General features: G+C 64.5%; 10 protein-coding genes. 2 read left to right on the top strand and 8 right to left on the bottom strand.

Annotated features, from left to right (window positions below; genetic code table 11):
• Positions 1 to 29: 29 nt before the first annotated feature.
• From B4I46_RS07935 to dibA, 6 genes are all read right to left on the bottom strand, one after another.
• Positions 30 to 1,019: a sulfate/molybdate ABC transporter ATP-binding protein gene (locus tag B4I46_RS07935; protein ID WP_286899494.1), complete on the bottom strand. Its 990-nt coding sequence runs from the start codon at positions 1,017 to 1,019 to the stop codon at positions 30 to 32.
• A 3-nt stretch (positions 1,020 to 1,022) separates the two neighbouring features.
• The gene (gene cysW / locus B4I46_RS07930; protein ID WP_043859899.1) at positions 1,023 to 1,895 is read right to left on the bottom strand and encodes a sulfate ABC transporter permease subunit CysW; all 873 of its coding nucleotides are present in this window, start codon (positions 1,893 to 1,895) and stop codon (positions 1,023 to 1,025) included.
• A gap of 14 nt (positions 1,896 to 1,909) precedes the next feature.
• Entirely contained in the window at positions 1,910 to 2,728 is an 819-nt protein-coding gene (cysT, locus tag B4I46_RS07925) for a sulfate ABC transporter permease subunit CysT (RefSeq protein WP_043859898.1), read from the bottom strand.
• An 87-nt stretch (positions 2,729 to 2,815) separates the two neighbouring features.
• Entirely contained in the window at positions 2,816 to 3,823 is a 1,008-nt protein-coding gene (locus B4I46_RS07920; RefSeq protein WP_043861301.1) for a sulfate ABC transporter substrate-binding protein, read from the bottom strand.
• A 46-nt stretch (positions 3,824 to 3,869) separates the two neighbouring features.
• On the bottom strand, positions 3,870 to 4,052 hold the full coding sequence (gene oscA / locus B4I46_RS07915) for a sulfur starvation response protein OscA (protein ID WP_007941032.1): 183 nt from the start codon (positions 4,050 to 4,052) through the stop codon (positions 3,870 to 3,872).
• Positions 4,053 to 4,288: 236 nt separating this feature from the next.
• A complete protein-coding gene (gene dibA / locus B4I46_RS07910) occupies positions 4,289 to 6,184 on the bottom strand; it encodes a phosphodiesterase DibA (RefSeq protein ID WP_043861302.1) in 1,896 nt (631 codons plus the stop codon).
• A gap of 150 nt (positions 6,185 to 6,334) precedes the next feature.
• Between dibA and desA the strand changes: the two genes are divergently transcribed.
• Together desA and B4I46_RS07900 are read left to right on the top strand one after the other, a co-directional pair.
• Complete coding sequence (desA, locus tag B4I46_RS07905) at positions 6,335 to 7,519, top strand: delta-9 fatty acid desaturase DesA (RefSeq protein ID WP_286899489.1); 1,185 nt, start codon at positions 6,335 to 6,337, stop codon at positions 7,517 to 7,519.
• Between the two features lie 150 nt (positions 7,520 to 7,669).
• Positions 7,670 to 8,659 (top strand): sensor domain-containing diguanylate cyclase, encoded by a 990-nt coding sequence (locus tag B4I46_RS07900; RefSeq protein ID WP_255000782.1) that lies wholly within the window; start codon positions 7,670 to 7,672, stop codon positions 8,657 to 8,659.
• 98 nt (positions 8,660 to 8,757) lie between these two features.
• Here the strand turns inward: B4I46_RS07900 and B4I46_RS07895 are convergent, their stop codons facing one another.
• Both B4I46_RS07895 and gabT read right to left on the bottom strand, forming a co-directional pair.
• Positions 8,758 to 9,960: a response regulator gene (locus tag B4I46_RS07895; protein WP_043861305.1), complete on the bottom strand. Its 1,203-nt coding sequence runs from the start codon at positions 9,958 to 9,960 to the stop codon at positions 8,758 to 8,760.
• Positions 9,961 to 10,096: 136 nt separating this feature from the next.
• Complete coding sequence (gene gabT / locus B4I46_RS07890) at positions 10,097 to 11,377, bottom strand: 4-aminobutyrate--2-oxoglutarate transaminase (RefSeq protein WP_286899487.1); 1,281 nt, start codon at positions 11,375 to 11,377, stop codon at positions 10,097 to 10,099.
• Positions 11,378 to 11,435: the final 58 nt, after the last annotated feature.

Genomic DNA, 11,435 nt, shown 5'->3' with positions numbered 1-11,435 from the left:
GCTTGACCCGCGATGAGGCCCGTGAGGCCTCAGATACTGCCGACCTTCTGCCACACCTTCGGCTTGAAGAACAACGTCTCGCCTCGGGCCAACCCAGTCAGGCTGTCGTGGTCCTTGACCACCTCGGCCTCGATCAGCTCGCTCTGCCCTTCCACCTTCAGCGTCACCCGCGTGGTCGCGCCCAACGGGCGGATGTCACGCACTTCAGCTGCGTGGTGGCCTTCCACCTCCTGTCGCGACAGCGACACTTCGTGCGGACGGAACAGCACGTGGTGGTCCTCGCTCAGGTGCAGGCGGTTGGAGTCGCCCAGAAAGTGGTAGACGAAGTCGCTGGCCGGGTTCTCGTATACCTCGCCCGGCGAGCCGATCTGCTCGATCACGCCCTTGTTCATCACCACGATACGGTCGGCCACTTCCATGGCTTCTTCCTGGTCGTGGGTCACGAACACCGAGGTCAGGTTGATGTCTTCGTGCAACCGCGCCAGCCAGCGACGCAGCTCCTTGCGCACCTTGGCGTCCAGCGCACCGAACGGCTCGTCCAGCAGCAGCACCTTGGGCTCTACCGCCAGCGCCCGCGCCAGGGCGATACGCTGGCGCTGGCCACCGGACAGTTGCTCGGGGTAGCGGTCGCTGAGCCAGTCCAGCTGCACCATGTTCAGCAGCTCGTGGACCTTCTCGGCAATGCGCGTCTCGTTCGGGCGCTCGCCCTTGGGCTTCATGCGCAGGCCGAAGGCGACGTTGTCGAACACGCTCATGTGGCGAAACAGCGCGTAGTGCTGGAACACGAAGCCGACGTTGCGATCACGCACGTCGTGCCCCGACACGTCCTCGCCATGGAACACGATGCTGCCCTGGTCCGGCGTCTCGAGCCCGGCGATGATGCGCAGCAGGGTGGTCTTGCCGCAGCCGGACGGGCCCAGCAGCGCTACCAGCTCGCCGCTGTGGATATCCAGGTTGATGCTGTCCAGGGCCTGGAAAGCGTTGAAGCGCTTGCTGACGTTACGAACTTCGATCGACATGAATTATTCCTCCGCGGCGCTGTGGCGCAGGCGGTTAATGCGGGACTCGCTCCACTGCTTGAGCAGCAGGATGAAGAGCGCCAGGATCAGCAGCAGGCTGGCCACGCTGAAGGCCGCGACATGGTTGTATTCGTTGTAGAGGATCTCGACATGCAGCGGCAAGGTGTTGGTCACCCCGCGAATATGCCCGGACACCACCGACACCGCACCGAACTCGCCCATCGCGCGCGCCGTGCACAGCACCACGCCATAGATCAGGCCCCATTTGATGTTGGGTACGGTGACGTGCCAGAACATCTGCCAGCCGTTGGCCCCGAGCAGGCGTGCAGCCTCCTCTTCCTGGGTGCCCTGCTCCTGCATCAGTGGGATCAGCTCGCGCGCCACGAACGGCACGGTGACGAAGATGGTCGCCAGCACGATGCCGGGCAGGGCGAACACGATCTGGATGTCATGGTCCTGCAGCCACGGGCCGAAGAAGCCCTGGGCACCGAACATCAGCACGTAGACAAGACCGGCTATCACCGGCGACACCGAGAACGGCAGGTCGATCAGGGTCACCAGGATGCTCTTGCCGGGGAAGCTGTACTTGCTCACGCACCACGCCGCGCTGACCCCGAACACCAGGTTCAGCGGCACCGAGATGGCCACCGCGATCAGGGTGAGCTTGAGCGCCGACAGCGCGTCGGGCTCGAAGATCGCCTCGAAGAAGGTGCCCAGGCCCATCTTCAGGCCCTGGGACACCACGATGAACAGCGGCAGCAGCAGAAACAGCGCGAAGATCAGCCAGCCGAGGCCGATCAGCACGCGCCGTGAAATCGCGCTGCCACGGCGGGCAGCGTTGGCCGAAGCGGCCACACCAACAGATGATGCAGACATGGGTCAGGCCTCCTTCACGGGGTTTCGATGCGCCGCTGCAACAGGTTGATCAGCAGCAGCAGGATGAAGGAAACCACCAGCATCATCACGCCGATGGCAGTGGCGCCGGTGTAGTCGTACTGGTCGAGCTTGACCATGATCAGCAACGGCAGGATCTCGGTCTTCATCGGCATGTTGCCGGCGATGAAGATCACCGAACCGTACTCGCCCACACCCCGTGCGAAGGCCAGCGCGAAGCCGGTCAGCCAGGCCGGCAGCAGCGCCGGCGCCAGCACGTAGCGGAACACCTGCAGCGGCTTGGCCCCCAGGCACGCGGCGGCCTCTTCGACCTCGCGCGGGATGTCGGCCAGCACCGGCTGCACCGTGCGCACCACGAACGGCAGGGTCACGAAGGTCAGCGCCAGGGTGATGCCCAGCGGCGTGTAGGCGATCTTGAAGCCCAGGTCGGTGGCGAACTGGCCCACCAGACCGGACGGCGCATACAGCGCGGTCAGGGCGATGCCGGCCACGGCGGTGGGCAGGGCGAACGGCAGGTCGATCATCGCATCGATGACCTTGCGCCCTGGGAAGGTGTAGCGCACCAGCACCCAGGCCAGCAGCGTGCCGATCACGCCGTTGATCAGCGCCGCATAGAACGCGGTGCTGAAGCTGAGCTTGAGCGCGGCCAGCACCCGGGGTGCGGTGACGATGGTCCAGAACTGGTCCCAGGTGAGCTGGGCGGCATGGATGAACATGGCCGCCAGCGGTATGAGCACTATCAGGCTGAGGTACACCAAGGTGTAGCCCAGCGTCAGCCCGAAGCCGGGTATGACGGGGGAGATACGACGCGACATAGAAGTCCCTGGTTTAACGCACGAAGCCCGAGACGAATCCCGGGCCCATGCTGGCTACTGAATGGCGATTATCCTAACGGCCACGCATCACTGCGCCGTGTAGATCTGGTCGAACACACCACCATCGTTGAAGAACTTGGGCTGCGCAGTTTTCCAGCCACCGAAGTCTTTGTCGATAGTCACCAGTTCGAGTTTAGGGAACTGCTTGGCGTATTCGGCAGCGACCTTCTCGTCACGCGGGCGGTAGAAGTTCTCGGCGGCGATCTTCTGGCCGGCCGGGCTGTACAGGTACTTGAGGTATTCGGTGGCGATCGCGGTATTGCCCTTTTTCTCGGCGTTCTTGTCCACCACCGCCACCGGCGGCTCGGCCAGGATCGACAGCGACGGCACGACGATGTCGAACTTGTCGGCGCCACCGTCTTCCTTGAGGGCCAGGAAGGCTTCGTTTTCCCAGGCCAGCAGCACGTCGCCCTGACCGTTGTTGACGAAGGTGATGGTCGAGCCGCGGGCGCCGGTGTCCAGTACCGGCACATGCTTGAACAGCTCCTGCACGTATTCCTGGGCCTTGGCTTCGCTGCCGCCGGCCTTCAGGCCGTAGGCCCAGGCGGCGAGGAAGTTCCAGCGCGCGCCACCGGAGGTTTTCGGGTTGGGCGTGATCACCGACACGTCCTTCTTGATCAGGTCGCCCCAGTCCTTGATGCCCTTGGGGTTGCCCTTGCGCACCAGGAACACGATGGTCGAGGTGTACGGGGTGCTGGCGTCGGGCAGGCGGGTCTGCCAGTTCTCCGGCAGGGTCTTGCCGAGCTTGGCGATTTCGTCGATGTCGCCGGCCAGGGCCAGGGTCACCACGTCGGCGCGCAGGCCGTCGATCACCGCACGGCCCTGCTTGCCCGAGCCACCGTGGGACTGCTGGATCTTGACCTTGTCGTCCGGGTGCGCCTGCTGCCAGTGCTTGATGAATTCGGCGTTGTACTGCTGATACAGCTCGCGGGTGGGGTCATAGGACACGTTCAACAGCTCGTAGTCCTTGGCGATGGCGGAACCGGCAAACACGGCACTGGCCAGTGCGGCCAGGGCATAACGGCGGATGGACATGGTGAAGCTCCCGATTGGCGTATTTTTTTCTAATTAGAGGGCTGAATCAGCTGGGCTTGTTGCCTGGATTCTGCAGGCGGAATTTTTCCTTGCGTTCGATCTGCACGACCTGGGCGTTGTGCACGGTGATTTCCACCGCGCCGAAACGCAGGTCGCGCAATGCGCTCTGGATCTCGCGCAGAATGGTGGCTTCGTCCTGTCCGTCAACGCTACGCAGAGATGCGCTCATGCTCGTGCTCCTGGAAATAAGGGGTGCCGTGCAGCTGCATCTGAAGGGGACGACTGCGCCTGGCTTGAGGGCAATCTTAGAGAGGGTGGAATATTCTTAAAAATACTATTTAAGAATTTTTATATAACTAAAAAGTGTAGAGGCGGGCTGCTTTGCAGCCCATCGCGGGTCAAGCCCGCTCCCACAAGGTTCTCCACCGGCCCCTGTGGGAGCGGGCTTGCCCCGCGAAAGGGCCCTCAGGACCAGCGCAGTTGCTGCGCCGGCACCGGTCGACCGTACCAGTAGCCCTGGCCCATGTCGCACTGCTGCTCCAGCAGGAAGCGCGCCTGCTCGGCCTCTTCGATGCCCTCGGCCTGGATCTGCATGCCCATGCTGCGCGCCAGGGCGATGATCACCCGCACGATGGCGACGTCATCATCGTCGTGGGGCAGGCCCGCCACGAAGCCCTGGTCGATCTTGAGCTTCTGCACCGGCAGGCGCTTGAGCCGCAGCAGCGAGGAGTAACCGGTACCGAAATCGTCGATGGCCAGTTGTAGGCCCAGCTCGCGCAGGCGGTGCAACTGCTCCAGCGCCACCTCGGGGTCTTCCATCACCGCGCTTTCGGTCACCTCGACCTCCAGCCGCGCCGGGTCCAGCCCGGTGTCGTGCAGCACCTGGGCCACCAGCTGGTACAGGCTGCGCTTGCCGAACAGGCGGCTGGACACGTTGACCGCGACAAACCTCAGGGCCTTGCCCTCGGCCTGCCACTGCACCATCTGCTGGCAGGCCTGGCGCATCACCCAGGTGTCGATCTCGGCAATCAGCCCGGTGCGTTCGGCAATCGGGATGAACTCGCCCGGCGGCACCAGCCCGCGCTCGGGGTGCTGCCAGCGCACCAGAGCCTCGACGCCGATCATGGCGCCGGTGAGCAGGTCGTGCACCGGCTGGTAGTACACCCGCAGCTCCTGCTGCTCCAGGGCCCGGCGCAACTCGCCGGCCGTCTCGACCCGCTGCTGGGCATGGGCAGTCAGCTCCTCGGTGTACAGGGCGTACCCCGAGCGGCCATTGCCCTTGGCCTTGAACAGCGCCGAGTCGGCGTTGCGCAGCAATTGCTCGGCGCTCAGCGCATCGCTGGGGAACAGGCTGATGCCGATGCTGACGCTGGTGAACAGGCGATGGTGGTCGAGCTCGAACGGCTCCTTGAGGCAATCGATGATGCCTTGCGCCAAGGCAGCGGCCTGGCCGACCTGGGCGCAGTTCTCGGACAGCACGGCAAACTCGTCGCCGCCCAGCCGCGCCAGGGTCATGCCGGTGCCCAGCTGGGCCAGCAGGCGTTCGCTCACGGCCTTGAGCAACTGGTCGCCGGTGTTGTGGCCGAGGCTGTCGTTGATGCTCTGGAAGTGGTCCAGGTCCAGCAGCAACAGGGCACAGCCGCGCTTGTTGGCCTGGGCCGCAGCCAGGGTCTGCTTGACCCGGTCGTTGAACAGCAGGCGGTTGGGCAGGTCGGTGAGCGGGTCGTGGTGCACCAGGTGCGCCAGCTCGCGCTCGGTGTGCTTGATCGCGCTGATGTCGCTGAACACCGCCACGTAGTGGGTCAGCTGGCCGCTGTCGTCGTGAATGGCGCAGATGGTCTGCCACTGCGGGTAGATCTCGCCATTCTTGCGCCGGTTCCAGATTTCGCCGCTCCATTCGCCCTTCTCGGCCAGGGTGGCGAATATCTGCTGGTAGAACGCGGTGTCGTGGCGGCCCGACTTGAACTTGCTCGGGCGCTGGCCCAGCACCTCGTCCTTCTGGTAGCCGGTGATCTGCATGAACGCCCGGTTGACGTGCACGATCAGGCCGTCGCGGTCGCTCACCAGCACCCCTTCGAGGGTGCTGTCGAACACCGCTGCGGCCATGCGCAGGCGCTCGCGGTCCTCGCGGCGCAGGCGCGCGCCCACGCCGATGAAATTGAGCAGGCGCCAGCGCGACACGAAGATCAGCGCAGCGCTGCAGCCCATCCACGCGTAGGCGTTGATCAGCTCCCAGCGTGCCAGCTGGGCGGGATCATCGAAAAGATTGCTCAGTATTTGATCAGACAGCACCAACCACATGACCGACAGCACCAGATACAGCGCGGACATACGCAGGGCGTCTCGAACGGATACAGACATAGAGTCGCTGGAACCCAGGGCAAAATGATGGCCATTATAGGGGTAGAAATATCCCGTGACCTCCTATCTAAAACGCCGACTGGTTTTATTTAGTAGGGTAGGGATAATACTTTGCGCTGTTTCTTTCGCTTTACGAGGGCCCACCCGCCTATGTGGTACAACGGTTTTCTCGACCTGTCAGCCTGGCAACTGCTGGCCGTCACCCTGCTGATGACCCACGTGACGATCGTCGCGGTCACGGTTTATCTGCACCGCTATTCCGCGCACCGCTCCCTGGAGCTCAATGCCGGGCTCAAGCACTTCTTCCGCTTCTGGCTGTGGCTGACCACGGCGCAGAACACCCGCGAATGGACCGCCATCCACCGCAAACACCACGCCAAGTGCGAAACCGTCGACGACCCGCACAGCCCGGTCATCAAGGGCCTGTCCACGGTGCTGCGCACGGGTGCCGAGCTGTACCGCGAAGAGGCGCAGAACCCCGAGACCCTGCGCATCTACGGCAAGAACTGCCCCGAGGACTGGATCGAACGCAACCTGTACTCGCGCTACAAGCTGGGCGGCATCGCGCTGATGGCGCTGATCGACGTGCTGCTGTTCGGCACCATCGGCATCACCATCTGGGCAGTGCAGATGATGTGGATTCCGTTCTGGGCCGCCGGCGTGGTCAACGGCCTGGGCCACGCGGTGGGCTACCGCAACTTCGAATGCCGCGATGCCGCCACCAACCTGGTGCCGTGGGGCATCATCATCGGCGGCGAAGAGCTGCACAACAACCACCACACCTACCCCAACTCGGCCAAGCTTTCGGTCAGGCGCTGGGAGTTCGACATGGGCTGGGCGTGGATCAAGCTGTTCACCTGGCTGCGCCTGGCCAAGGTGCAGCGCGTGGCGCCCATCGCGCACCGCGTCGAGGGCAAGGGCCAGCTCGACATGGACACCGCCATGGCGATCCTCAACAACCGCTTCCAGATCATGGCGCAGTACCGCAAGCTGGTGATCGCGCCGCTGGTCAAGCAGGAGCTGATGCGCGTGGACGACTCGGTGCGCCACCAGTTCCGCCGCGCCAAGCGCCTGCTTTCGCGTGAGCCGAGCCTGCTCGAAGACCGCCACCACCAGCGCATCGAGTCGATGCTGGCGCACAGCCAGGCACTCAAGACCATCTACGAGAAGCGCCTGGCCCTGCAGCAGATCTGGGCACGCACCAGCGCCAACGGCCACGACATGCTGGCCGCGATGAAGGACTGGGTGCACGAGGCCGAGGCCAGCGGTATCCAGTCGCTGCGCGACTTCGCCGCACAGCTCAAGACCTACTCGCTGCGCCCTGCCCTGGCCTGACGCCGTTGATCGGTGCGCCCCGTCCTGGGGCGCGCCTGAGGAACTCTCCCTTCGATTTTCACTCTGACTGGCATATCGCCCGCGTGGCGGGCCGTGTCAGGCCGCACGCCCTTCGCCTTTCGATTCCGCTTTTCGAGACGCTTCGTGCACATGGTCAACAAGAACCCGCCGTCCCCGTCGTTCAGCCCACCGTCGCATCCCGCGCACACCTTGCTGGCCCTGCTGCATGCCCAGGGTGAAGTCGCGCGCCTGAGCGAGCGCGAGCAGCTGTTCAGCTCGCTGCTGGACAGTGTCAACGCGGTGCTCTGGGCCATGGACTGGGAAACCCGGCGCGTGCTGTACGTGAGCCCGGCCTACGAGCGGATTTTCGGGCGCTCGGCCGGTCTGCTGCTGGCCGATCACAACGAGTGGCGCGACAGCATCTACCCCGACGACCTGGAGTACGCCGAACGCAGCCTGGCCGAGGTGCTGGTCAAGGGCGCGGTGGAAGACCGCGAGTACCGCATCATCGCCGCCGACGGGCAGGTGCGCTGGCTCAGCGACAAGTGCTTCATCAACCAGCAGGCCGATAGCGCACAGGGCGTGATCGTGGTCGGCATGGCCGAGGACATCACCGAAAAGAAGCAGCTCGAAGGCGAGTTGCAGCGCCTGGCCACCACCGACGTGCTGACCCAGAGCAGCAACCGCCGGCACTTTTTCGAATGCGCGCACCACACCTTCGCAAAGGCACGCCAGGAGCAGGCGCCGATGGCGTTCCTGCTGCTGGACATCGATGACTTCAAGCAGGTCAACGACACCTACGGGCACCAGACGGGTGATCAGGTGCTGCAACGCATCGCCGACAGCGGCAAGGCGGTGCTGCGCCGTGGCGACCTGTTCGGGCGCATTGGCGGCGAAGAGTTCGCGGCGGTGTTTCCCGGGTGCACGCCGGAGCTGGCGCTGCAGGTGGCGCAGCGTCTGCAGCGCGAGATCCAGCGCCTTAGCTTCAGCCAGGACGAACAGGTGTTCGGGGTGACGGTGAGCCAGGGGCTGACCGGTATCGATGAGGAGGATGAAGTGCTCGACAGCCTGTTCGCACGGGCGGATGCGGCGATGTATCAGGCCAAGCGGCAGGGCAAGAACCAGATTGTCAGGGGCTGAAACGTCCGGCGCCTGAGCCGGCCCCATCGCGGGCCAAGCCCGCTCCCACAGGTTTACCAGGGCCCTTGTGGGAGCGGGTTTGACCCGCGATTGCGGTCTCAGGCCTTGCGCAGCAGCTCCAGCTGCGCCAACCCCACCCTCAGCAGGCGCGCCGTCTTGCTCTCGGCCAACTGCTCCAGGCCCTGCTCGGCCGGCAGCCGCGCCAGCTGCCCGGCCAGGTTCAAGATCAGGTTCTCCCGCGAGTACACCCCGCCCCCCAACTGATACACCGAGGCAATCAGTTCGCGCAGCTCCAGCGGCAAGCGCCAGCGGGTACGCAGCGCCGAGCCGTACGCAGCGCCATACTCGTTCAACGACAACTGCACCGCGTCCTCGTCCAGCTCGCCCCCGGCCAGGCTCCACTCCTGCAGGCAGCGCAGCAACGCCAGGTCGCCCAGGCAATGCAGCAAGCCGGCACAGTAGCAACGCTCCTGGTCCAGCTCCATCGACCGCGCCAGGCTGGCGGCATACTCGGCCGTGTGCAGCGACAGGCCCCAGAAATGCTCGGCATGGCGTGACAGCAACGGGTCGCTGAGCCTGGCGCTGCGCTTGAGTGCCAGGCCCATGATCAGGTTCATGCTCTGGGTGGTGCCCAGCTTGTTCAACGCCTGCAGCAGGGTCTGCACCGCACCGTCACGATGCAGCGCCGCGCTGTTGGCCGCAGCGATCAGCACCGCGGTGATCTGCGGGTCGTTGCGGATCTCTTCTTCCAGTGCCTTGAGGTTGAGCCCCTCGGGGTTGAGTGCGTGCTTGATCGCCTGCTTCACATCAGCCAGCAACGGCCCGCCATCGGCGGTGCTGCGGTGGTCTTCGAGAAACCGCGACAAGGTGATGCCCGGGCGCAATGCCGGCACCGGGCAGGCCACCGCCTCGCCGGCACCAAGCAGTTGCTCCTCCAGGCGCTGGCGCAGCAGCTCGGCATTGAGCGGCTTGCTCAGGTACGCCGTGGGCGCCAGCGGCAGCGCCTCGCGCACGCTGGCCACATCGCTGCGACTGCTGATCAGGATGAACGGCAAGCTGCGGCGCTTGGCGCGCACGCTGCGCAGCAGGTCCAGGCCGTCGATACCGGGCAGCTCGCGGGCGGCGATGATCAGATCGGGTTGGCTGGCCAGCGCGGACAGCGCCTCGTGGCCATTGGCACAGACGTGCAGGCGGGCATCGCAGCGCACGCTGAGCAGCATGTCCTTGAGCATGTCACGCACCCACGGGTCGCCTTCGGCAATCAGCACACAGGGTGCGGTGGGTGGGTTTGAAACGGTCATCGGGCTTCTCCTGACATCTCGATGCACGCCATCCAGGGCGTCTTCCAAGGTAGCTCCTGTGCAAACCTTAGCGCCCTTGTCGGGCTTTGGGCGAAAAAAAACCCGCCGAGGCGGGTTTTTTCCTATCGCGTCACACTTACGCCAGTTCGGCGAAGCACTCTTCGATGATGGCCAGGCCCTTGTCCAGCTGCTCGTCAGGCGAGGTCAGCGGAACCAGGATGCGCAGCACGTTGCCGTAGGTACCGCACGACAGCAGGATCAGGCCCTTGTCACGCGCCTTGGCCACGACGGCTGCAACGGCAGTCGGGTTAGGGGTGTGGGAACCGGCCTTGTCGAACACCTCGACCGCGATCATCGAGCCCAGGGCACGCACGTCACCGATGATCGGGTGCTTGTCCTGGATCTTGCGCAGGCCAGTGACCAGACGCTCGCCGACTGCCTTGCTGCGGTCCAGCAGTTTTTCTTCCTCGAACACTTCCATCACGGCCAGGGCCGCGGCGCAGGCGATCGGGCTACCGGCGTAGGTGCCGCCCAGGCCGCCTGGAGCGATGGCGTCCATGTACTCGGCCTTGCCGCACACACCGGCCAGCGGGAAGCCGCCAGCGATGGATTTGGCGAAGGTGGTCAGGTCAGGCGCGACGCCCATCTGTTCCATGGCGAAGAAGGTACCGGTACGGCCAGCGCCGGTCTGTACTTCGTCGGCGATCAGCAGGATGCCGTGCTGGTCGCACAGGTCGCGCAGACGCTTCATGAACTCTTTAGGCGCGACGTAGAAACCGCCTTCGCCCTGGACCGGCTCCAGGATGATCGCAGCGATATCCTTGGCTTCGGCGTCGTTCTTGAAGATGCGTTCGATCGAAGCGATCGAGTCGTCGATGCTCACACCGTGCAGTTCGTTCGGGTAGATGGCGCGGAAGATGCCGCCTGGCATCAGGCCCATGCCGGCCGAGTACGGTACGACCTTGCCGGTCAGGCCCAGGGTCATCATGGTGCGACCGTGGTAGGCGCCGGTGAAGGCGATCACGCCGGCACGGCCGGTGGCGGCACGGGCGATCTTGATGGCGTTTTCAACGGCTTCGGAACCGGTGGTGACCAGCAGGGTTTTCTTGGCGAAATCACCCGGGATCAGCGCGTTGATCTTTTCGCACACTTCGACATACGGCTCGTAGGCCAGTACCTGGAAGCAGGTGTGGGTCAGCTTGTGCAGTTGAGCTTCAACGGCAGCGATGATTTTCGGATGCACGTGACCGGTGTTGAGTACCGCAATACCGCCGGCGAAGTCGATGAACTCGCGGCCTTCGACGTCAGTCACGGTGGCGTTCCTGGCCGACTCGGCGAAGATCGGGTGGATCTGGCCGACGCCACGTGGGACGGCGGCTACACGGCGTTGCATCAGGGATTCGTTGGTCTTGCTCATAATGTCCTCATTTCGCCACACGCAGGTGGCGCGATTCGATCGGGGCGGCCGGTATTCG

Origin of the sequence: Pseudomonas sp. UBA7500 (assembly GCF_002478435.1) — a bacterium.
GTDB lineage: Bacteria > Pseudomonadota > Gammaproteobacteria > Pseudomonadales > Pseudomonadaceae > Aquipseudomonas > Aquipseudomonas palmensis.
Note: the sequence above shows the minus strand (reverse complement) of the source record. Positions and strands in the feature narration are given on the sequence as shown.

Excerpts from the sequence above, each read along its gene's own strand:
- B4I46_RS07895 (WP_043861305.1), bottom strand. The coding sequence starts at position 9,960 with ATGACCGTTTCAAACCCACCCACCGCACCCTGTGTGCTGATTGCCGAA.
- oscA (WP_007941032.1), bottom strand. The coding sequence starts at position 4,052 with ATGAGCGCATCTCTGCGTAGCGTTGACGGACAGGACGAAGCCACCATT.
- gabT (WP_286899487.1), bottom strand. The coding sequence starts at position 11,377 with ATGAGCAAGACCAACGAATCCCTGATGCAACGCCGTGTAGCCGCCGTC.
- B4I46_RS07920 (WP_043861301.1), bottom strand. The coding sequence starts at position 3,823 with ATGTCCATCCGCCGTTATGCCCTGGCCGCACTGGCCAGTGCCGTGTTT.
- dibA (WP_043861302.1), bottom strand. The coding sequence starts at position 6,184 with ATGTCTGTATCCGTTCGAGACGCCCTGCGTATGTCCGCGCTGTATCTG.
- desA (WP_286899489.1), top strand. The coding sequence starts at position 6,335 with ATGTGGTACAACGGTTTTCTCGACCTGTCAGCCTGGCAACTGCTGGCC.
- B4I46_RS07935 (WP_286899494.1), bottom strand. The coding sequence starts at position 1,019 with ATGTCGATCGAAGTTCGTAACGTCAGCAAGCGCTTCAACGCTTTCCAG.
- cysW (WP_043859899.1), bottom strand. The coding sequence starts at position 1,895 with ATGTCTGCATCATCTGTTGGTGTGGCCGCTTCGGCCAACGCTGCCCGC.
- cysT (WP_043859898.1), bottom strand. The coding sequence starts at position 2,728 with ATGTCGCGTCGTATCTCCCCCGTCATACCCGGCTTCGGGCTGACGCTG.
- B4I46_RS07900 (WP_255000782.1), top strand. The coding sequence starts at position 7,670 with ATGGTCAACAAGAACCCGCCGTCCCCGTCGTTCAGCCCACCGTCGCAT.